Annotated in this window: 19 protein-coding genes and 2 pseudogenes; 1 reads left to right on the top strand and 20 read right to left on the bottom strand. The window is 71.6% G+C overall.

The window, feature by feature from the left end; all coding sequences use genetic code 11:
* Nucleotides 1-55: 55 nt before the first annotated feature.
* The 14 genes and pseudogenes from KVT45_RS19905 to KVT45_RS19835 all read right to left on the bottom strand — a co-directional run bounded on the left by KVT45_RS19905 (nt 56) and on the right by KVT45_RS19835 (nt 14,708).
* Entirely contained in the window at nt 56-1,513 is a 1,458-nt protein-coding gene (locus KVT45_RS19905) for an FAD-dependent monooxygenase (protein ID WP_217549282.1), read from the bottom strand.
* A 62-nt stretch (nt 1,514-1,575) separates the two neighbouring features.
* Nucleotides 1,576-2,535, bottom strand: coding sequence for a questin oxidase family protein (locus KVT45_RS19900; protein WP_217549280.1), 960 nt, complete (start codon nt 2,533-2,535; stop codon nt 1,576-1,578).
* Between the two features lie 5 nt (nt 2,536-2,540).
* The gene (locus KVT45_RS19895; protein WP_217549278.1) at nt 2,541-4,334 is read right to left on the bottom strand and encodes a biotin carboxylase N-terminal domain-containing protein; all 1,794 of its coding nucleotides are present in this window, start codon (nt 4,332-4,334) and stop codon (nt 2,541-2,543) included.
* Between the two features lies 1 nt (nt 4,335).
* The gene (locus KVT45_RS19890; protein WP_217549276.1) at nt 4,336-4,914 is read right to left on the bottom strand and encodes a flavin reductase family protein; all 579 of its coding nucleotides are present in this window, start codon (nt 4,912-4,914) and stop codon (nt 4,336-4,338) included.
* 31 nt (nt 4,915-4,945) lie between these two features.
* A complete protein-coding gene (locus KVT45_RS19885; RefSeq protein WP_217549274.1) occupies nt 4,946-6,661 on the bottom strand; it encodes an NAD(P)/FAD-dependent oxidoreductase in 1,716 nt (571 codons plus the stop codon).
* A 172-nt stretch (nt 6,662-6,833) separates the two neighbouring features.
* The gene (locus tag KVT45_RS19880; protein ID WP_308310826.1) at nt 6,834-7,754 is read right to left on the bottom strand and encodes a MarR family transcriptional regulator; all 921 of its coding nucleotides are present in this window, start codon (nt 7,752-7,754) and stop codon (nt 6,834-6,836) included.
* 184 nt (nt 7,755-7,938) lie between these two features.
* Nucleotides 7,939-9,411, bottom strand: a complete 1,473-nt coding sequence (locus KVT45_RS19875; RefSeq protein ID WP_217549270.1) for an MFS transporter — start codon at nt 9,409-9,411, stop codon at nt 7,939-7,941.
* A 277-nt stretch (nt 9,412-9,688) separates the two neighbouring features.
* Nucleotides 9,689-10,993: a cation:proton antiporter gene (locus tag KVT45_RS19870; RefSeq protein ID WP_217549268.1), complete on the bottom strand. Its 1,305-nt coding sequence runs from the start codon at nt 10,991-10,993 to the stop codon at nt 9,689-9,691.
* A gap of 218 nt (nt 10,994-11,211) precedes the next feature.
* Entirely contained in the window at nt 11,212-11,802 is a 591-nt protein-coding gene (locus tag KVT45_RS19865) for an NADPH-dependent FMN reductase (protein ID WP_217549266.1), read from the bottom strand.
* A gap of 134 nt (nt 11,803-11,936) precedes the next feature.
* A pseudogene (locus KVT45_RS19860) lies at nt 11,937-12,203 on the bottom strand (nitroreductase family deazaflavin-dependent oxidoreductase); the annotation flags it as partial.
* An 88-nt stretch (nt 12,204-12,291) separates the two neighbouring features.
* A pseudogene (locus KVT45_RS56410) lies at nt 12,292-13,203 on the bottom strand (ester cyclase); the annotation flags it as partial.
* Nucleotides 13,200-13,571: a dehydrogenase gene (locus tag KVT45_RS19845; protein WP_254647062.1), complete on the bottom strand. Its 372-nt coding sequence runs from the start codon at nt 13,569-13,571 to the stop codon at nt 13,200-13,202. The gene KVT45_RS19845 and the pseudogene KVT45_RS56410, both read right to left, overlap by 4 nt.
* Nucleotides 13,572-13,869: 298 nt before the next feature.
* Nucleotides 13,870-14,079: a hypothetical protein gene (locus KVT45_RS19840; protein ID WP_217549699.1), complete on the bottom strand. Its 210-nt coding sequence runs from the start codon at nt 14,077-14,079 to the stop codon at nt 13,870-13,872.
* Nucleotides 14,079-14,708 (bottom strand): OvmZ protein, encoded by a 630-nt coding sequence (locus KVT45_RS19835; protein WP_217549262.1) that lies wholly within the window; start codon nt 14,706-14,708, stop codon nt 14,079-14,081. The genes KVT45_RS19840 and KVT45_RS19835 overlap by 1 nt, the downstream gene beginning before the upstream one ends.
* A gap of 400 nt (nt 14,709-15,108) precedes the next feature.
* On the opposite strand from KVT45_RS19835, the gene KVT45_RS19830 reads away from it, so the two are divergent.
* On the top strand, nt 15,109-15,690 hold the full coding sequence (locus KVT45_RS19830) for a TetR/AcrR family transcriptional regulator (protein ID WP_217549260.1): 582 nt from the start codon (nt 15,109-15,111) through the stop codon (nt 15,688-15,690).
* 51 nt (nt 15,691-15,741) lie between these two features.
* Here the strand turns inward: KVT45_RS19830 and KVT45_RS19825 are convergent, their stop codons facing one another.
* The 6 genes from KVT45_RS19825 to KVT45_RS19800 form a co-directional block, all read right to left on the bottom strand.
* Nucleotides 15,742-16,350 (bottom strand): ScbR family autoregulator-binding transcription factor, encoded by a 609-nt coding sequence (locus KVT45_RS19825; protein ID WP_217549258.1) that lies wholly within the window; start codon nt 16,348-16,350, stop codon nt 15,742-15,744.
* Nucleotides 16,351-16,636: 286 nt separating this feature from the next.
* Entirely contained in the window at nt 16,637-17,464 is an 828-nt protein-coding gene (locus KVT45_RS19820) for an SDR family oxidoreductase (protein WP_217549256.1), read from the bottom strand.
* 108 nt (nt 17,465-17,572) lie between these two features.
* Complete coding sequence (locus KVT45_RS19815; RefSeq protein WP_217549254.1) at nt 17,573-18,553, bottom strand: NAD(P)-dependent oxidoreductase; 981 nt, start codon at nt 18,551-18,553, stop codon at nt 17,573-17,575.
* The gene (gene rfbB, locus KVT45_RS19810) at nt 18,550-19,512 is read right to left on the bottom strand and encodes a dTDP-glucose 4,6-dehydratase (protein ID WP_217549252.1); all 963 of its coding nucleotides are present in this window, start codon (nt 19,510-19,512) and stop codon (nt 18,550-18,552) included. The genes KVT45_RS19815 and rfbB overlap by 4 nt, the downstream gene beginning before the upstream one ends.
* On the bottom strand, nt 19,497-20,567 hold the full coding sequence (locus KVT45_RS19805; RefSeq protein WP_217549250.1) for a glucose-1-phosphate thymidylyltransferase: 1,071 nt from the start codon (nt 20,565-20,567) through the stop codon (nt 19,497-19,499). Before KVT45_RS19805 ends, rfbB begins: the two co-directional genes overlap by 16 nt.
* A 97-nt stretch (nt 20,568-20,664) precedes the next feature.
* On the bottom strand, nt 20,665-21,490 hold an 826-nt coding region (locus KVT45_RS19800), incomplete at its 5' end, for a BBE domain-containing protein (protein ID WP_217549248.1).

Here is a 21,490-nt window from a genome sequence, read left to right as displayed (position 1 = left end):
CCACGACGGCGCGGCAGTCGCACGTCGACACAACGCGGCACTCTCAGCGGCGCCCTCAACGCCCCGGCCCGAACCACCTCTCAAGGGCCATCGGCAGATCCGCATGACTACCCGGCGCCGCCCAGGCCACATAACCGTCGGGCCGCACCAGCACAGCCGTGGTACCTGCGAGCGAGCCGTCGGCCGCCACCGCCGTCACCACGTCCACCCGGTCCCGCCAGGCCCAGGCGCGTTCCCGCAGCCTCGCGTTGTCGGCGAGGTCGAGCAGCACACCCCGCCCGGCGCGCAGCGCCTCCGTGCTGGAGGCCACCCTCTTGTGCCCGGCGAGCGGCACGTTCGGCAACCGTCGGCCGAGCAGCGCGTGAGCGCCCCCGTCGAGGTCGTAGTGGATCTCCAGCCCGGAGACCATGGCCGCCAGGTGCCTGCTGACCTCGGGATACCGGATCAGTTCGTTGAGTACGTCGCGCAGCGGCTGCACCTCGGGCCCGGACAGGAACAGCAGCCCCTGCGCCCGGGTGTTCATCATCAGCCGCTGCCCGACCGGGTGCCGTTCGTCGTGGTACGTGTCGAGCAGCGCCTCCGGCGCCCGCCCCCGCACCACGGCACCCAGCTTCCAGCCGAGGTTCACGGCGTCCTGGATGCTGGTGTTCATGCCCTGCCCGCCGGCCGGCAGATGGATGTGCGCGGAGTCGCCGGCGAGGAGGATCCGCCCCCGCCGGTACTCGGTGACGAGCCTCGTCCCGTCGCCGAACGACGACACCCACACCGCCTCGGCGTGCGAGATGTCGTCGCCGGTCAGCCGCTGCCAGGCCGCCGCGGCCTCCGCCCAGGTCGGCGGCTTCTCGCGGCGCTGCGGCGGGGTGCCGCGCTCGCAGATGATCAGCCGGGTGATGCCGCCGGGCAGCGGCCCGACCATCACCATGCCGCCGGGCAGGGTCTCGCCGATCATCCGGGGCTCCAGCTCGATGCCCTTCACGTCGGCGAGGTACATCTCCAGCGTGGACGGCGTCCCCGGGAAGTCGAACCCGGCGGCCTTGCGGATGGTGGACCGGCCGCCGTCGCACCCCACGAGGTACTCGGCGCGCAGCTGCCGCACCCCCTCGGGGCCGCGTACCTCGACCTCGACGCAGTCCTCCTTCTCCTTGACGGACAGCACCTCGTGCCGGCGCCGGATGTCCGCGCCTAGCCGGCCGGCCCACTCCTCCAGGACGGTCTCGGTGACCGACTGCGGGATCGTTTTGGCGGCCTGGTGGGCGCCGTCCAGGACTCCGAAGTCGACCGGCAGGCCGCCGAAGTGGCCCACGTTGCTGACCTCGATGTCCCCGAAGCGGGGCAGCAGTCCGCGCTGGTCGAAGACCTCCATGGTGCGGGCGGTGAAGCCGAGGCCGCGCGACTCTCCGGTGCGCGCGGGCAGCTTCTCCAGGACGATGACGTCGGCGCCCGCGAGCCGTAGCTCGCCCGCGAGCATCATGCCGGCCGGCCCGGCGCCCACGACGATGACTTGTGCGTCCATGACACTCCTCGGGAACGGTTCCGTACGGTCCTGTCTGGGAGACCGTCGGCGAAGACGAACTGTCAGCGGTACAGGCGCCCGATCGCCCGGTTGGCCGCGTGCGCGGCCGCCGCGTGCCGCGGGTCGGGCGCCAGGGCCTGGTGCCGTACGGCCACTTCGGCGAGCTTGATGGCGTGCTCGTCGCCGATCTGGACGGCCTCGGCGAACAGGCCGGCCGGGTCGGGGGCCTCCGGCAGCGGGGCCGCGGGCCGGGGCACGGCGTGGAACCAGTCGAGCATCGTGCGGCTGACGGCCCGCGCGACGCGGTACGACGGCCACCGCTGGTCCTCCGGCAGGTGCTCCGCCACCAGCCGTACGGCGGCGGGTCCGGTGACCGAGTGGATCAGCGGGATCGGGTGCGGGAGGGAGAGCGTGGCGTAGATCCCGGAGAACTCGGCGACGAGGCCGTCGAGCGCCCGTACGGCATCGCCACCGCCGCCCGGCCCCTCCGCCCCCGCGACCCCGTCCTCCTCGACGACGACCCCGCCCTCCGAGTACCGGGCGGCCCAGTACCCCAGCCCCTGTGCCAGCTCGGCCAGTTGGGGGCGGTTGTCGGGCCCGGCCGTCACCACCGCACGGACCGCGTGCGCGGTGCGGATCACCCCGTGCGTGAGCACCCCGGACATGCCGGGCAGCAGCCGGGGCCACCAGCGGGCCAGGACGTCGGTCCACTCGTCCCCGGCCAGCTCGCGCTCGAACAGGGTGGTCCAGTCGGCGACCCGGCCGAACTCGCCGAGCGCCTGCCGCCAGTCGGCCTCGTCGGCCGGGTCGAGGGTGAACCGCCGCTCGGGCACGTCGTGGAAGGTGTGGCTGCGCAGATGGCCCTCCACCCAGCCGGGCACCTCGTCGGCGTATCCCATGTGGGCCAGGGCCTCGGCGGCCATCGGGGCGTGGTTGACGAAGCTGCGCCCGTGCTCGTACCCCACGGAACGCAGCCGCTCCAGCGCGCCGTTCACGGCGTCGGTGTAGGTGAGTGCTGCCAAAGCGATCAGTCCTCGATCAGTCCTGGATCAGTCTTGATGTCGCAGATCGCGGCGCCGGCGGCGAGGGCCTGCCCCACCTCGGCGGCGATCCCGGTCACGGTGCCGGAGCGGTGCGCGGTGAGCGGCTGCTCCATCTTCATGGCTTCGAGTACGACGACCAGGTCGCCCTTCTCGACCGTCTGCCCCTCGGCGACGGCGACCTTGACGACGGTGCCCTGCATGGGAGAGCTGAGGGTGTCCCCCGAGGCGGCCGGAGCCGCGCCGCCCCCGGTACGGCGACGGGTCCGGGGGGCAGCGGCGCCGACAAGACCCGGCATCCGGTCCGGGACCCGCCCCAGCACCGCCGGCAGCGAGACCTCCAGCCGGTGCCCGCCGACCTCGACGACGACCGTCTCGCGACCGGCCGCCGCCGTCTCGGAATCATCGGCCGGAGCCGCCGTGAAGGCCTCGATCTCGTTGACGAACTCGGTCTCGATCCACCGGGTGTGGACGGTGAACGGCCCCTCGGCCGGGGCGAACGCCGGATCCCGTACCACCGCCCGGTGGAACGGGATCGCCGTGGCCATCCCCTCGACGCGGAACTCGTCGAGCGCCCGCGCGGCCCGCTGCAGGGCCTCCGCGCGGGTGCGGCCGGTGACGATCAGCTTGGCGAGGAGCGAGTCCCAGGCCGGGCCGATCACGCTGCCCGACTCCACGCCGGCGTCCAGCCGTACCCCCGGACCCGACGGCGGCTCGAAGACCGTCACCGTGCCCGGCGCGGGCAGGAAGCCCCGGCCCGGGTCCTCGCCGTTGATCCGGAACTCGAACGAGTGGCCCCGCAGCTCGGGGTCGCCGTAGCCGAGTTCCTCGCCGTCGGCGATCCGGAACATCTCCCGGACCAGGTCGATGCCGGCGACCTCCTCGGTCACCGGATGCTCCACCTGGAGGCGGGTGTTGACCTCCAGGAAGGAGACCGTGCCGTCCTGCCCGACGAGGAACTCGCAGGTCCCCGCGCCGACATAGCCGGCCTCCCGCAGGATGGCCTTCGACGCCCGGTACAGCTCGGCCGTCTGCTCCGGTGTCAGGAACGGTGCCGGAGCCTCCTCCACCAGCTTCTGGTGCCGGCGCTGCAACGAGCAGTCACGGGTCGATACGACCACCACGTTGCCGTACCGGTCCGCGAGGCACTGCGTCTCGACGTGCCGCGGCCGGTCCAGGTAGCGCTCCACGAAGCACTCGCCGCGTCCGAAGGCGGCCACCGCCTCCCGCACCGCCGACTCATAGAGCTCCGGCACCTCCTCCAGGGTCCGGGCGACCTTCAGCCCGCGCCCGCCGCCGCCGAAGGCCGCCTTGATGGCGATCGGCAGGCCGTGCTGCTCGGCGAACGCCACGACCTCGTCCGCGCCGCCCACCGGGTCCGGGGTGCCGGCCACCAGCGGGGCGCCGGCGCGCTGGGCGATGTGCCGGGCCGCCACCTTGTCGCCGAGGTCGCGGATGGCGGACGGCGGCGGGCCGATCCAGGTCAGGCCCGCGTCCAGGACCGCCTGCGCGAACTCGGCGTTCTCGGAGAGGAACCCGTAGCCGGGGTGGACGGCGTCCGCTCCGGTCTCCCGGGCGGCCCGCAGGACCTTCCCGATGTCCAGGTAGCTGGTGGCCGGGGTGTCACCGCCAAGGGCGAAGGCCGCGTCGGCGACCCGGACGTGCAGGGCGTCCCGGTCCGGGTCCGCGTAGACGGCGACGCTCGCGATCCCGGCGTCCCGGCAGGCCCGGGCCACGCGTACGGCTATCTCGCCACGGTTGGCGATGAGCACCCTGCGCATGTCAGGACGCCTGCCGGCTGTGCTGGAAGCGGTCCGCGCCGGTCTCCAGCGGGCCCAGGGAGCCGTCGAAGAAGATCAGCGGCTCCAGGCCGTGTTCGGGGACGCCCAGCTCCACCACCTCGCCGATGACGATGTCGTGGTCGCCGGCGCTGTACACGTCGACCGTGGTGCAGGTCAGATGGGCGAGGGCCTCGCTGAGCACGGGCAGCCCGTCGTCGGTGAAGTGGTGCGGGACGCCCTCGAAGGCCGTGGTGGTGGCGGTGGCCCGGCGCCCGGCGAAGTGCCGGGCCAGCGGCTGCTGCCGGCCGGACAGGAAGTTCACGGTGAACCCGCCGCTCCGCTCCAGGAGCGTGTGCAGCCGGGACTGCTGGTGCAGACAGAACAGCACCAGCGGGGGTTCCAGCGAGACCGAGGTGAACGAGTTGACGGTGGTGCCGTCCGCGTCGCCGTCGGGGCCGGTGGTGATGACCGTGACGCCGGTCGTGAACAGGCCGCACACGCGGCGCAGATCCAGCGGTTCGACGGGCCGCGTCTGGGGTGTCTCCTGGGCACGGGTCAGCGATCGCGCTGCTGCGGACATGCGCATCCCTTTCTGGCTTGTCTGGCAGTGGTCAGAGGAGCTTGCGGACCTTCGCGCCGGCCTTGAGGATGCCGAGCAGGAACTCGCGGCCGACGCTGTTCATCTCGGCGGGGGCCTCGACGGAGGCCCAGTACAGGAAGCGGGCCATGGTCAGCGTGGACGGGTAGATGAACCGCCGCTCCTCGTCCTTCCAGCCGAAGACCGGGTTGACGACCGGGGACTCCTTGAGCAGCCCGAAGACGATGTCGGCGGCCTCGTCGCCGGTGAGCGCGCCGGCCTCGTACTTCTCACAGGCCTCGGCGGTGCCCTCCAGGATCCGCTTGAAGGAGTCGCTCTGCGGCCACCACAGGCCGGGGTGGGCCACCTTCTCCAGCTCGTCGAAGTGGCGCTCGTCGTGGTCCTTGAAGTGCTTGAGGCGGGCCCGGGTCAGCCGCATGGTGCCGGGGGTGATGAAGGAGCCCCAGACCCGGAAGACCGCGTTCCAGAGCCGGAAGTGGGAGAACGCGATGAAGGAGCTGTTGACCAGGTCGTCGTTGTACTGGAGCAGGCCCTGCTCGACGCGCTCGACGTACTCGAAGCGCTCCGCGGAGAAGTCGCCGTCCTTCAGGGCGGGGATCAGCCGGGAGGTGAGGGCGTCGACGACCTCCATGGTGTTGGACAGGCCGCGGGAGAACAGCGGGTCGAGGAAGCCGGCCGCGTGCGACATCAGGCACCAGCGGTCGCCGATGGTCTGCTTCGAGCTGTACTGCAGCCGGTCGGTGGAGATCCACTCGCGGACCCGGGTGGCGCCGTCGAACTGCCGCTTCACCGCCGGGTACTTGTCGAGGAAGGACTGGAACTCCTGCTCCGGGGTGAGGTCCTTGGGCTTCGGGTAGGTGCGCTCGTCCATCGTCAGGCCGACGCTGCACAGCGGGTTGCGGGACTTCGGGTGGTTGTCGAAGGGGATGATCCAGAACCAGCCGCGTTCGATGAGGTGGTGCATGGTGCCGGTGTGCCAGTCGGCCGGCGGGCGCAGGTCCTGGGGGTGGCCGCTGACGTCGTCGAACCGCTTGATGCCGACGTAGTGCGTGAACATCGAGCGGGAGTGGTGCTTGAAGCGGGCGGTGGGCTTGTCGCGCAGGTCGAACTTGTCGGCGAGCGGGGAGCGGAACCCGGAGGCGTCCACCAGGTACTTGGCCCGGTACAGCTCGGGCTCGGCGCCCGGGGCGGCGCTGCGGCCGAGGACGGTGACGCCGTCGTCGTCGAACTCGACCTCGTTCGCACGCCAGTTCTGCCGGGGGGTGCAGCCGTATTTGATGGCCACGTGGAACATGAAGGAGTCGCTGTCCTGCCGGAACATGTGACTGTTCTGGTGGAATATCTTCGGCAGTGCGAGCTGGGTGGCCTCGCGCGGGTCGGGCTCTTTTCCGACCTCGTGCTTCATGAAGCCGAAGTGCGCCTTCGTGCCGAAGGTCGGGCCGATGTCACGGGTGGAGGCCTCGACGCTGGCCAGGCTTTTCAGTTCGGGAATGTCATGGCGCTCGGAGAGGATGTGGATCCATTCCACGAGCTGCGGGGTCATGGACTCGCCGATGGCGAAGCGCGGGTGCGCGGCCGCGTCGACCAGCAGCACCTTGGCGCCGTGCTTGGCGAGGACGGCGCCGGTGACGGAGCCGGCGAGGCCCGAGCCGAGGATGATGACGTCGAAGGTCATGTCCTCGGGTATGCGCGCCGGTTCGGGCGAGCCGTCGGTCTTTTTTCCGACCATGACTGTCTCCTTCGTCTAGGGGCGGTGCGCAACGGAAAACCGCATGGAAAAAGGCCCCTCACCGACCCTTTCCAACAATGATCGAAAATCGATCGGAAAGGGTCCGGCAAAGAGCCTGAAAATGGGCGCGGAGAAATCGCCGAACTAAGCGTGACAGCCTTTCACCAGAGGGTCAATCCCTCGCGGGGACAGACGACTTGGCGTCTTCGGAAAATGCCGGTCCGGAATGGGACGGGGCCAGGAGTCTGAGCAGCAGGTCGCGCAGCTCCGCCTCTCCGCCGGGACCCAGCATGTCGGAGACGTCCGCCGCGAGGCCCGCGACCGCCCGGGCGACGACGGCGAGCTTCTCGCGGCCCGGGTCGGTCACTTCGAGGGCGTAGCGGCGCCGGTCGTGCGGGTCACGGCCGCGGCGCACGAGGCCGGGCTTCACCAGTTCGTCGACCAGCTGGGAGGCGGCGGGTCCGGTGATGGCGAGCAGCTCGGCGAGCCGTTGCTGGGCCATGGGCCCGAACGTGTCGAGGACGGACAGCGGCCCGTAGTGGCGCACCCTGAGGCCGGTGCCGGCCAGCTTGTCGTCGCCGTGCCTGCGCAGCCGGTGGTGGGCCTGCGCCACCAGGTATTCGGTGCCCTGCACCAGAGGCTGCGCCGACTCGGGCAGCAACCGGCCGAGCAGCTCGTCGAGCCGCGCGGTCTCCTCGTCCGTCAGTACGGCGGTGAGCCGGGCGTCCCGCTCGGCGACCGCCCGCCGCCTGGCCTCGACGGCCTCGCGTCCCTTGGCGGTCAGGGACAGCACGTACTGGCGCCGGTTGTCGGGGTTGCGGGTGCGCTGCGCCTCGCCACGGGCCTCCAGGCGGTCGATGACCTGCACCATGACGGTGCGGTTGATGCCGAGCCGCTCGGCGAGGTCGAGCTGGGACTCCCAGTCGCGGCCGGTGAGCGCGTCCAGGACCAGGAAGTCGCGGGAGTCGCTGTCGCCGCCGTCCTCGGTGGACGAGAACTGCGCGTACACCCGGCGCAGGAGGTACCCGATGAAGCCCGTGAGCGGTTCCGGCAGGAGGCCGGGGACCTCCGCGGACTCCTCGGTCCGGGTCACCGGACCTCGCTCTTCGTCGCCTGAACGCCGCAAGACAGCACCTCCTGCCCGAGTATATGCACCGGTCTGGGGGCCCGGACCGGACCGGCGGCGCCGCCCGGGAGCGGCCCGGCGCCGCCGCGGCGGATCCTGCCGCGGGGGCGGGGCGCGGCCCGTGCCGCCGCGCCCCGCCCGCCGGGGCCGGTTACGGGGCGACGGGCGGCTGCTCGCCGGCCTGCTGCGGCTGGGCGGACCGGCCCGGCAGGGCGACCAGGGCGACGATCAGGGCCAGCAGGTAGAAGCCGCCGCCGAGCAGGAACCCGTACGTGTAGCCGGTGGTCAGGGCCTGTGCCGTGTTGCCCGGCAGCTCGTGCTCGGTGATGGCGGTGGCCGCGGCCGCGAGGGTGGCCAGCCCGATCGCGCCGCCGATCTGCTGGGCGGTGTTGACCAGGCCGGAGGCGGCGCCGGTGGCTTCCGGGGCGACCCCGCGGACGCTGAGGATGGTGCCGCCCACGAAGACCATGCCGAGGCCCATACCGACGATCAGCTGGGCGGGCAGCAGGGCGGCCCAGGGGTTCTGGCCGGGCTCGATGAAGCTGAGCCAGACCATGCCCGCGATACCGATGAGCAGACCGAGGGAGATCACGTTGCGTTCGGGCATCCTGGCGAGCAGCTGCGGGCCGAGACCGCCGGCCGCGATGCCCATGCCCAGCGCGGAGGGCAGGTAGGCGACGCCGGTGACCATCGGGGCGTAGCCCTTGACGCCCTGCATGTAGAGGGTGAGGAAGTAGAAGGTACCGAGCATTCCGGCGCCGACCAGGAACATGATCAGGTTGGCGCCGACCCGGCCCCTGTCGGCCAGCACCCCGCTCGGGATCATCGGCACGCTGCTGCTGCGCTGGATGGCGACGAAGGCGGCGATCAGGACGAGCGCGACGGCCAGGCCGATCAGGGTGACGGAGTCGCCGAAGCCCTTCTCGCCGGCCCGGTTGATGGCGTAGACGAGCGAGCCGAAGCCGAGGGTGGCGGTGAGCGCGCCGGGCGCGTCGATCTTGCCGCCCTCGCGCTCGCCGTCGACGAGGAGGCCGGTGCCGAGCAGGACGGCCAGGGCGATCGGGACGTTCACGAACATCACCCAGCGCCAGCTCAGGTACTCGGTGAGCGCACCGCCGAGCAGCAGGCCCGCGACCGAGCCGAGACCGCCCATCGCACCGTAGACGCCGAGCGCCTTGTTGCGGGCGGGGCCGGCCGGGAAGGTGGTGGCCAGCAGGGACAGGGCGGCCGGGCCGGCGATGGCGGCGCCCGCGCCCTGGATCACGCGGGCCGTGATCAGCAGTTCCCCGCTCTGGGCCAGACCGCCGAGCAGGGACGCGGCGGTGAACAGGACCAGGCCGGTGCGGAAGACCCGGCGGCGGCCGAAGAGGTCACCGGCGCGCCCGCCGGCCAGCAGCAGCCCGCCGAAGGCGAGGGCGTAGGCGGTGACGACCCAGCCGAGGCCGGACTCGCTCAGCCCCAGGGCGCGCTGCATGCTCGGCAGGGCGACGGCGACGATCGTGTTGTCGAGGACGAGCATGAGCTGGGCTGTGGCGATGACCAGCAGCGCGAGTCCTAACCTGCCGTCCCGCTGCGGCGGAGCCGCGGCCTCGGGGACGGCCTGAGTGCGGTCTTGCAGGGACATGGGATGTCTCCGTGTCTCAGGGGTCGGGGGGTGTACGGGCCGTTCGTCGAGCAGCAGCGGCGGGCCCGCGGGCCGAGCGGCCGGGGGAGCCGGTCCCGGCGTCCCGGACGCCCGGGTGTCGGGGGTTCCGGCCTCACCATGGCCTCGGTTCCGTAAAGCGAGAGTATCGTCAACTCACTTATCTATCAAGTATCCAACCAGCAATCTCCGAACCATCAGGGCCGGAACTATATGGCGGGAGCGGACCGGCGTCCTCTCCCCCGGCCGCTCCCGCAGGTCAGCGGCTGCTCACGGGCTGGAGGGCGGACTCGTCCTGGCCGATTCCGGAGGTGTCCTCCGCCGGCCCCTCGTCGATCCCCTTGCGGAGCCGGGTCAGCACGGGGGTGGTCATGGCGGTGGTGAGCAGGGCCATCAGCACGAGGATGGTGAACAGCTCGGGGCCGATGACTCCGAGCCCGAGCCCGATGTTGAGCACGATCAGCTCGGTCAGACCGCGGCAGTTCATCAGCGCGCCCAGCGACATGGAGTCCCGCCAGTCCCGGCCGGAGACCCGGGCCGCGATGGTGCCGCCGCCGAACTTGCCGGCCACCGCCACGGCCAGCACCGCACCCGCCCACAGCCACTGGCTCGCGCTGCCGCCGAGCAGCCCCACATCGGTCTTCAGCCCCGTGCTGACGAAGAACAGCGGCAGCAGCACCGGTACGGCGAACGCGCGTGTCCGGGCCGCGGTCACCTCGATCCGGCGGCTGCCACGCGGGGTGACCACGCCGAACAGGAACGCGCCGAACAGCGCGTGCACGCCGATCCGGTCGGTGGCGTACGCGGCCAGGCACAGCCCGCTGAACAGCACGACCAGCACCACCCCGTCGGGGTAGCGGCGTTCGGCGCGTGCGGCCCACCTGGTCAGCAGCGGTCGTACGACGAGGAACATGACGGCGACGAAGACGAGGGCGTACCCCGCCGTGTCGAGGGCCTCCATCGGCGAGTGGCTCTTCGTCACCGCGACGACGGCGGCGAGCAGGCACCAGGCGCTGACGTCGTCCACGGCCGCGCTGGCCATGGCGAGCGCGCCGACCCTGGTCCGGTACAGGCCGCGGTCGGTCAGGATCCGGGCCAGCACCGGGAACGCGGTGATGCTCATCGACACCGCGATGAACAGCACGAACGGCAGCTTCCCGATGCCGGCCGGGGCGAAGCCGTCGTACATCCCGAGCGCCAGTAGCACACCCAGCACCAGCGGCAGCGCGATACCGGCCTGCGAGACGGCGACGGCCGTTCTGCTGTTCCCGCGCAGGGACTTGAGATCGAGTTCGAGCCCGACGAGGAACATGAACACGAGCAGGCCGATGTTGCCCAGCACACCGATGTAGGGCAGGGCCGACTGCGGGAACAGCCAGGCCTGGGCGCCGGGCCAGACCCAGCCGAGCAGGGACGGGCCGAGCAGGATGCCGACGAGGATCTCGCCGACGACAGCCGGCTGCCCGAGCCGTTTGAGCAACTGGGCACCGGCCCTGCAGGCGAGCACCACGAGGGGCACGGCGACGAGAAGGGGGGTGAGGGGGTCGGGGGCGGCAGCTGCCATCACACTCTCCTGTGAAAAGGGGATCAGGTGACGCGCCCCGTCAGGGGCGCGGGGAACTGCGCGACGAGCCACGACGGCGCCGCGGTCGGCTGCGGACCGTGCGCGGCGACCCGCTTCGCACAAAGTGCCGGGACCTGTTGCCGGCCGTCCGCAGCCCGGGGGTGGCTGATCGCGCAGTTCCCCGCGCCCCTGACGGGGCGCTGTTCCGGGCGGCGTCTTCAAGTGCCGTAGGGACGCGCTGCCTTGGCCTCGCGCAGTGCGGTCGCCCACCATGTGAGCTGGTCGAGCATCAGCTTGGCCGCCGCTTCGGCCCCCGCAGGCTCCGCCGGAAAGGTGCCGTCGGCGTCGTAGTGCTCCAGCACCCGCGGGAACGTGACGATGTCCTTCATCCCGACGCAGTGGAACTCCGCGAAGATCTGCCGCAGATGCTCGATCGCGCGGACCCCGCCGGCCGTGCCCAGGCCGTAGCCGACGAAGCCGACCGGCTTGGCCTCCCACTCGGTCTGGAAACTGTCGATGAGGGTCTTCAGGGGGCCGGGGACACTTCGGTTGTACTCCGGTACGACGACGACGTACGCCTCCGCCCCGGCCACCCGGGGCCGCAGCGCGGCCGCCCCGGGATCGTCGGCGTCGAGGCTCGCCGGCAGCGGGTGCTCGGCCACGTCGACGACGTCCAGGACGAGGTCGTCGCGGCGCGCGGCGACCCGCGCGAACCAGCCGGCGACGTCCGGGGCGAGCCGTCCGTCGCGGGCGGAGCCGACCAGCAGCCCCACCCGCACCGGGCGGGTGACCGTGCCGGCTGCGGTCATGTCCGACCCGCCGGTGCCTGCGCCTCGGCCGGGGTCAGCGCGAGGAACTCCGTGGCCTCGACCCGGGAGAGGATCCGCCGGGTGAGGGCGGGCATCCTCGTCGTACCGTCGTCACTGAAGACCACCGGGTCGGTGACCCGGATACGGCGGCCGCGCGTGGTGATCTCGCAACCGCCCGCCGCCAGTACGTTCCTGACCCAGTCGGAGCCGGGGCCGTACGGCAGGGTGATGACGATGTCCGCGCCGCGCCTGAACAGCTTGACCGGCGTGGCGAACTCGCGCCCGGACTTGCGGCCGCGGTGGTGGACCTTTCCGAACCCGGGCAGCCGGCTGAACAGCGGCCCGACGAAATGGTTGGCGAACCGCCGGTTGAAGCGAGCGACTTTCCTGTCGATCGGCATGTCTCAAGTCCCTTGCAGCATCGGGTCCTTCGGTTGCGTCGGGCGGGCCGGCCGGCTTGCCGCCGGACCTGAGGAAGCGCTCCAGCGAGAAGTTGTCGACGATGCCCCAGCGCTCGGCGATCCGGTCGCCCTCGAAGCGGAACCAGATGATCGCCTGGTGCTGCACCTGCAGCCCGGTCGGCTGGATGCCGATGAACGGACCGGTGTGCTTGCCGTGCATGACCCATCGGATGGCGGCCTTGTCGCCCATCGAGATGAAGTCGAGGATCTCGTACTTGATGTCGCTGAACGCGGACTGCTGGATCTTGATGGTGTGCTTGAACGCCTCCGGGCCGCGCATCGAGTCGTCGTGGCTGCCGTGGTTGCGGAAGTCGGCGGTCAGGTAGCGGTCGGCGGCCGTCAGGTCGCCCAGGTCCAGGCCCTCGTGGAAGACCTTCTCGATGACTTCCCGCTGCTGGTCCGCGGTGAGCGTGGTGGGCATGGCTGCGTTCTCCTCTGCTGAAGTGGGCGTGTTTCCTCGGGTGTCGAGGGTCTTCCGGTCGACCTGGGTCACTCCCCTGGGCACGGCCCCGGTGGTCCACACGATCCGCAGCCGCAGCCGGTCGAAGCGCCAGCCGTCGGGGGTGCGCCGCGCGGTGCCGGTGAACCGGCCGCCGAGCTGGAAGTACCGGGTGGGGTCCGGCGGCAGCGGCGAGCCGTGGTGCACATGGGACGCGATCAGGCTCCAGCTGAGCCGCGCCGTGTCGCCGTCGATGTCGACCTGGCTCTCCGAACCGTGGTGGTGGGTGCGGCCCCAGCGCGCCATGATCTCGGTGGTGAAGCCGGCCACCCCGGCGAGGCCCTGGTGGCTGCCCACCGGGAACGTCATCTCGATGTCCTCGGTGAACAGGGAGCGCGCCCAGGTCTCGTCGAACCCGCCCTCGTCGAGGCCGGCCAGATAGCGGCCGGCGAGGTCCCGCAGGCGCAACAGGTCGGTGAGCCGGTCGACTTCGGCCGTCATGACACCCGGCGCGCTTCGGTCCGGGCGTCCGTCGCGTAGATCACGACGTCGTCGGGACCGTGCACGACGGCCTTGCCCTCACCGGTGAGCGCGCCGCCGTCGTGCCGCGCGGCGATGTCGATCTGTATGTAGGCGGCCCGGTGGCCGTTGGGGCTGATCTGGGTGACGTCGAGGTTGAAGTCCTCGCGCAGCGTGAACTCCAGGGAGTCGTCGCCGGTGACGGTCCACGAGCCGGTGCCGGTGCTCTTGCGCGTGGTCACCGCGAGCGATCCGTCCGGGGCGAAGGCGACGGTGTACTCGTCCACCTCGCCGTCGTGCGTGACCGTACCCGTCCATTGACCGACGGGTGTCCAGGTGGAAACAGGCATCGACCACACTTCCTCAAGTAGGAGCGGGATGGAAACAGAAAATCCGCGCCCCGGTCGGGACGCGGATCTCGGAAAGGGTCCTGCGGGCCGGAAAGGCAGCCCGGGAATCGCGCCGCCGGCCGCAGGGCATGGGGCGCCGGGGAAAGTGTGACACCCTCACCCGGTGGCGTCAACATAAGATGAAATAGGGTGAGTTGACGCCATTGAATCCGAAGAAGCCCCTGCGGCCGGGGGGATGGGCCGCAGGGGCTGCTTCGGACCGGGTCCCCGTACGGACCCGGTCTCCTTCGGTGGTGGTCTACTCGGCCGCGTTCTGCCGGGCGAGCGCGAACAACTCGTCGAGGTCGTACTCGGCCCGCTGCGGGCCGCCGTGCCGGGTGATCTTGCCGCGGCTGGCCCACTTGCGGATGGTCGCCGGGGTGACCCCCATCGCCAGGGCGGCCAGTTCGGTCGTCACCCGGCGCGGCCGCGCCGCCCCGCCCGCCGCCCTCCTCGGCTCGGTCCGCATCACGCCGCCTCCCGGTTCCGGCCCGCGACCAGCAGCCACTGGCGTGGCGGTACGGCATGACCGCCGTCGCAGGAGACGTGGCTGGGCACCCGGTCGCCGTCGTCCGCCGGCAGCACCCCGAACAGGGTTCCGGCGCACTCGGGCCTGGTGCACGGGCCGAGTTCGAGCCTGCGGGCCGGGCCCGGGCCGAGCAGCCCGTGGAACTCGCCCAGGAGTTCGGCGACCTCCTCGTCGAAGTCCGCCCCCGCCGGGTGCCCCGCGAGCCAGGGCAGCTGCCGACGCAGGAAGCGCACCAGCGCGGCCACCCCGCGTTCGGCGGAGCCGGGCCGGACGCCGGCGCGCTCGTCCACGACCAGCCGCGCCCACAGCGCCATCACCTCGACCGCCCGGGCGCGCAGTGTCAGGGCCCGTTCGTCGAGAACGATGCCGACGGTGGCGCGGCTGCCGCTGACCCGCTCGCGCAGCACCGGCCCGCCGGGCACCAGTTCCTGTTCGCTCTCCCGGTACAGGTCGACCAGGGCGCGCAGTCCGCCGTCGATCCGGTCGACGCAGCGGGCGCAGATCCGACCGCAGAGCCGTCCGCAGTCGCGGCTGCGATGGCCGTCCGAGAGCCTCTGGAGCTTTTCCATGTGGATCCCCCGAATCCTTGGTCCTTCCGGAGCTGCATCCAGTCTCACGGGGGGCCGTCGGCCGCTTCAACGGACGGCGGTTCAGGGTTCCCACAATCCTCCGCAGCCACGTCAGCGGAGTGTCAACTCTGTGTCAATCGGCCCGGAAACGATCACTAAAACAAACAGACTTGTCTAATTAGAGAGGGCTCAACTCCCCCGGCCAGCCCCGCATGCTTCCAGACAACCACCCCTGCTTTCTGGACGTTTGGATCCAGTGGAGATCCAGAACAGAAAGCACTCCACGGAGGGTCTCTCGCGAAACAGGCGTGGTTGTATGATTCTTACCATCATCGACGGGGACGCCTGCGGGAGATACGCGAACCCGGCACCCCGTGGCAGAGAAGGCAGGTGCGACCGAATGCAGGCACGATCCGAGCAAACGCGTCAGGCTCTCGTCCGTGCCACCGCCGAACTCATAGCGGACGGCCGGCTGTCCGACGCGGGACTGGTCAACATCTGCCGCCGGGCCGGAGTCAGCCGGGGCGCGCTGTACCACCACTTCTCGTCCATCACCGCGCTGACGGCCGCCGTCTACGAAGAGGCCCGGCAGCAGGTCGAGGCGCTGGCCGAAGAGGCGTTCCGGTTGCCCGCGGCGGACGCGCCGAGGCACTTCCTGGAGGCGCTCGGCGAGGCCATGCGTACCGAGAAGGTGGTCCGCGCGGGCATGCAGCTGGCCGCGGACGGCTCGGCCGGGCCGCCCCTGCTGCGGGACGATCTGCTGACCGCCGTCCACAAGCGGGTCGCGGAGGCGCAGAAGTCGGCGGGGGAGTCGGCGGAGGACCTCGCCGACCTGGCCGTGGTGGTCACCGCGGGCCTCGAGACACTGGGCCATACGGACCCGAGCTGGTGGAACGGCGAGATCGCCCAGCGCCTGTGGCGGCTGCTGCGCCCGCTGTTCGACCGCGACCGGCCCAACCGGGGCGGCGAGCGGCGGACCTGAGGTCCGGCGCACGCCGTCTCCGCCCAGGGCGCACGTGACGGCCGGTGGTGCTCAATCCACGGGAGGCGTGACGCGCAGCCGGCCGACAAGGCCCGGCGTGGCGAGGCCCGGCAACAGGAACCTCCAGAAGGAACTGGTCCGTTCGGGCAGGTCGGCGCGGTCGCTGTAGGCCTGGGACATGATCTGCAGGCCGGTGAAGGAGCCGACGATGAGCGAGGTGACCTCGCGCACATCCACCCCGGGCAGGATCTCGTCCCGCTTCTCGGCCTCCTGCAACAGCGTCAGAATGGTGTCCATGGACTGCTCGTAGGTGGTCTGCGGCGGGCACTCGAACGAGGTCTGCTCTATGGTCAGCCGCACGCTCGCACGCAGCACCGCGTCGTACTGGAGGCGCCGGGCGAACTCCAGCGTCAGATCGATCACCGACTGCAGCCGGACCGGCCGGTCGGGTACTTCCAGGGCCTCGGCGTGCGCCTGCACCAGGGCCAGCGCGATGGCCTCCTTGGACGGGAAATGGTGATAAAGCGAGCCCCGGGTGAGTCCGGTGCGGGCCAGGATCTCGTTGGTGCTGGCGGCGTCGTAGCCGCGCTCGTCGAAGACCTGGGCCGCCGCCTCCAGGATCGACCGCCGTGATCGCTTGCCGCGTTCTTGCTGAGCCATGCCAGATCCTTACGCTCTCCCACTGAATTCAACAGACTTGTCTGTATCGTAAGCCTCAGGCTCGGCATACGGTCAGTACCGCGGCGGGAGTTGTCAGAAAGCGGTTCCGGGGGCACGGCAACCGGAACCGGGTATGCCCGGGGCAACACGGCGAGGAGAGAGTCCGCCGCCGCCCAGGACGCCCGGACCGGACGAGGCCCGAGGCCTCGTACCGGAATCCGTCCGCACGGCTAAGCCGAAGAGGGCCTCTCGGGATGCGTGGAGGGTCGTCGGGCAGGATGGCGGTTCAGCGCCGGAAGTCGGCGATACGGTGCTGGACCCAGGACGCGTAGGTGTGGGCCGGGCGGCCGATGACGGGCTCGGCGGTGGAGACGGGCTCCCCCTTGCCCTCGGCCGCCTCCTTGAGCTGGTCGAGCAGGAAGTCGGCGGCGGGCGGCGGCATGTGCTCGGCCAGGTGCGCGTGCGCCTCGGACCGCGGGATCTCCTCGAACCCGACCGTCACGCCGTGCGCCTCGGCGATGGTGCGGACACGCTCCACCTGGTTCAGCGCCTGCGGCCCGGTGAAGGAGACGTGGCCGAGGAGTCCGGCGGACGTCAGGGCGGCGGCCGCGACCGCGGCGACGTCGCGCTCGTCCACGGGAGCCATGCGGGCCTTGGCGTAGGGGCCGCGGACGACTCCCACCGCACTGATCTGGTCCGCCCAGGCGAGGTCGTTCGCCATGAAGAGGGAGGGGCGGACGAAGGTCGCGTCGATCCCCGACGCGCTCACCTCCGCCTCGTTGCGCAGGTGCGCCTCGCCGATCCATCCCGGGGTGGCGAAGGTGGCCGCCGAGGAGGAGAGCAGGACGAGCCTTTCGAGCCCGCTTCGGCGTGCGTGGCCGAGGAAGCTCTCGAGCTCCCCGAAGAGCGGGAAGAGGAAGGCCCGTCGCACCCCGTCGAGCGCGGCGGCCAGCGTCTCGGGCCTGGTGAAGTCCCCTTCGACCACCTCGACCTCGGCCGGCAGGCCGCTGCCCGCCGGATTCCGGGTGAGTGCGCGCACCTGCTCACCCGCGGCGAGGAGTTCGCGAACGATGTTGCGGCCGACGTTACCGGTGGAGCCAGTGACCAGGATCATGAGAGTCGTCCTTCGGTGTGCCCGAGCACGGGCGTGAGAGTGATGGACCGTCAAGTGACGTCGCCGGCCGGACCGGCGCCCTGCCGGGAGGGGGCCGGGCCGGGGCCGTCAGGGTGCGGGGGTGGCCTCCCACATGTCCCGCAACGACTGCCGGACAGAGGTCTTCGGCACCCAGCCGAGGAGGCGCTCGGCGAGCCGGACGTCGGCCTGTGTCCAGTCGCCTCCGTGCGAACTCACCGCTCCGCCGGTGAGCTCCAGCACGTCGGGCCCGCGCCCGGCCTCGGCGACGAGCAGCGCGAGTATCCGGCGCATGCCGAGCGCCTCGCCCCGCCCGATGTTGACGGCGCGGCCGGTGAGCGGGGACTCCGCGACCCGGACGACCGCGTCGGCCAGGTCCCGTACGTCCACGAAGTCCCGCTCGGCCGCGCTCACCTTGAGCCGCAGCCGGTCGCCGGGGGGAAGCGCGCGCAGCCCGCGCACCACCGAGCCGAGGAAGCTGCCGGCCGCCACCCCCGGGCCGAACACGTTCACCGCGCGCAGCACGACACCCGGCACGCGGCCCTCCCGGGTCGCCCGCAGCACGGCGTTCGAGCCGGCCAGCTTGGACCGTCCGTACGGGGTCTGCGGGTCCGGCTCGTACGCCTCGTCGACCGCCGTGCCGTACGGCACCGGACCGTACTCGTGGACGGAACCGATCTGCACGAACCGCGGCGGCTCGGGCATCAGCGCGGCCGCCTCCAGCAGACGCTCGACGAGTTCGACATGCGCTCGCTGGTTCTGCTCGGCCGATGAGACCCAGCCTCCGGTGGCGTTCACCACGAACCGGGCACCGACCGCCGACAGGATCCCGGCGATCCGGGCACTCGAGGCCGCCGAGAGATCCAGTTCGGCGCAGGCGCGCCCGGCGGCCGTCGGCGGACGCCTTCGGGCGACCGCGAGGACCCGGTAGCCCGACGTCTCGAAGGCCGAGACCACCTGCCGGCCGATGGAGCCGGTGGCCCCCAGGACCGCGACGACCGGTCCCGGCTCACCGAAGAGGTCACCGGCCGGTACCGAGGTCCCCGGCTCGCCGGACCGGCGCCGGGTCACTGTCCCGTCTCCCGCCACCACGCGGTGTTCTCCGCGTACCAGCGGACGGTGCCGGCCAGCCCCTCCTCGAACGGGACCCGGGGCGCATAGCCGAGTGCCCGCAGTTTCGCGTCGGTGAGGGAGTACCGCCGGTCGTGGCCGAGGCGGTCCGGCACCCTCTCCACCCGGTCCCAGTCCGCCCCGCAGGCGTCCAGGAGCCGGTCCGTCAGCTCGATGTTGGTCAGCTCACGGGTGCCCGCGATGTGGTAGACCTCGCCGGCCTCGCCCCGCTCGGCGGCGACCTGGATGCCCCGGCAGTGGTCGGTGACATGAATCCAGTCCCGCACGTTCCCGCCGTCGCCGTAGAGCGGCACCGTACGCCCGGTGAGCAGCCGGGTCACGAAGAGCGGGATGACCTTCTCCGGGTACTGGCACGGCCCGTAGTTGTTGCCGCACCGGGTGACGACCACGGGCAGCCCGTGGGTGACGTGGTAGGAGCGCGCGAGCAGATCGCCGCCGGCCTTCGAGGCGGCGTACGGCGAGTTCGGCTGCAGCGGCGCGCTCTCGTCCCAGGAACCGGACTCGATCGAGCCGTACACCTCGTCGGTGGAGACGTGGACGACCCGCCCGACCTTGGCCTCCAGGCAGGCGTCGAAGAGCCTCTGCAGACCGAGCACGTTGGTGCGCAGGAAGTCGGCGGCTCCGGCGATCGAGCGGTCCACGTGGGACTCGGCCGCGAAGTTCACGACCACGTCGTGTCCCGGCACCACCCGGTCCAGCAGAGCGGGATCGCCGATGTCGCCGTGGACGAAGGTGAACCGCCCCTCCACCGGGGCCAGGTTCGCGAGGTTGCCCGCGTAGGTGAGCAGGTCGAGCACGGTCACCTGGGCGCCCTGCCAGGCCGGGTAGGCACCGGCGAGCAGTTCTCGTACGTAGGCCGACCCTATGAAGCCGGCGCCACCGGTCACGAGTACGCGCATATCTGCACCTTGCTGTGATCGCCGAGGACCAGACGGTGTGCCCGGGGCATCCGGGGCGCCGGGGTCACCTCCACCTCGTGGCCGATGAGGGACGCCTCGATGCGCCGCACACCGCGGATCGCGGCCCCCCTGAGGACGACGGAGTACTCCACCTCGCTGTCGATGATCTGGCAGTCCTCCGCGACCGAGGTGAACGGCCCCAGGTAGGAGTCCTCCACCACGGAGCCGGGCCCGACGATGGCCGGGCCCACGATGCGCGAGTTGCGCACGACCGCGCCCGCCGCCACCGTCACCCGGCCGATCAGCTCCGAGTCGCTCACCACACCCGTGCGTTCGGGCTCCATGCCCTCCAGGACGAGCCGGTTGACCTCCAGCATGTCGTCGACGTTGCCGGTGTCCTTCCAGTAGCCCTCGGTGATCGTCGCCGCCACCGGGTGGCCGGCGTCGATCAGCCCCGTGATGGCCTGGCTGATCTCCAGCTCGCCCCGGGCCGAGGGGGTCTGCTTCGCCACGATCGGGTGCACCGCCGCGGTGAACAGGAAGACCCCGACCAGCGCCAGATCGCTCTTGGGCTGCTCGGGCTTCTCCTCCAGCCCGATCAGCCTGCCCTCGGTGTCCAGTTCCGCCACACCGAACGCACGCGGGTCGGCGACCTTCGTCAGCAGGATCTGCGCGGCGGGGCGCTCCTCGCGGAACCGCTCCACCAGGTCCGAGATGCCGCCGATCAGGAAGTTGTCACCGAGGTACATGACGAAGTCGTCGTCGCCCAGGTACTCACGGGCGATCAGCACCGCGTGCGCCAGGCCCAGCGGGGCCGCCTGCGGCAGGTAGGTGACGTTCAGGCCGAACGCCGATCCGTCCCCGACGGCACGTCGGATCTCCGGCTCGGTTTCGCCCACCACGATGCCGACGTCGGTGATGCCGGCCTCGGCGATCGCCTCCAGACCGTAGAAGAGCACCGGCTTGTTCGCGACCGGCACCAGCTGTTTCGCGGAGGTGTGCGTGATCGGCCGTAGCCGGGTTCCCGCCCCTCCGGACAGGACCAAAGCCTTCACTGCGTCTCTCCTTCCGTCGTCCCGGCTGACGCCCAGCCGAGTGACACCGCCGGGCGGATCGCCGGGACCGGCTCCGCGTGGCGGTGCGCCGCGCTGTTCAGGAGGGGGTCCGCTCACCGGCGGCGAGCGGCGGGATGTAGTGGCTGACGCGGAACAGCCGGTCGGGGTCGTAACGCGCCTTCAGCTCGGACAGCCGCCGGTGGTCGGCCTCGCTGTAGGCCCGTCGGACCCGCTCGGGGGCCGAGTCGTGGTCGAACAGGAATCCGGGGAGCAGGGCGCCGGTGTCCCACGGCCGGAGCCGTTCCAGGATCTCGTCGGGGGCCCGGTGCGCCGCGTCGGCCAGGTCGGGCGGGGCCGGCATCCGCATCCACAGGTGGGAGGCCGCGCCCTGGGTGCCGGCCGCGTGCGGGCGGCGGGGCGGCCGGTCCAGTGCCCCGCCCAGGTGGCGCAGTTCGATACCGGGGTAGGGGCCGCCGGGGTTCGACGGGTCGATGAACGAGACCAGCGCCGTCACGGCGTCGTCGTCCAGTTCGCGCAGCAGCGCGCTGCGCAGATGCACCCTGACCGGGTCCTTGGGGTCGTGGTAGATCCCGGTGATCTCCGGATACGGCAGCGTGCGGCAGGTGTCCAGCTCCGGGCCCAGCTCGCGCAACGGCCGCACCAGCCGTGCGGCCCGCTCCTCGTCCGCGGTGCAGACCACCCGGAACTGCACGAACGAACGGCCGCGGAACTCGTCCGGCAGCTGGGGCGCGTCGGGGAAGCGCAGCAGCGTCACCGAGGACGACATCTCGTCCGGCTGGTCCTTGATCCAGGCCAGGTAGGAGCCGAGCAGGTGGGCGGCGTGCCGGGGGTCCTCGCCGGGATAGTAGAGCTCACCGCCGTAGACGGAGCGCAGCGGCAGCAGCTCGATCTCGGCCTCGACC

Origin of the sequence: Streptomyces sp. GbtcB6 (assembly GCF_019091475.1) — a bacterium.
Lineage (GTDB): Bacteria > Actinomycetota > Actinomycetes > Streptomycetales > Streptomycetaceae > Streptomyces > Streptomyces hyaluromycini.
Note: the sequence above shows the minus strand (reverse complement) of the source record. Positions and strands in the feature narration are given on the sequence as shown.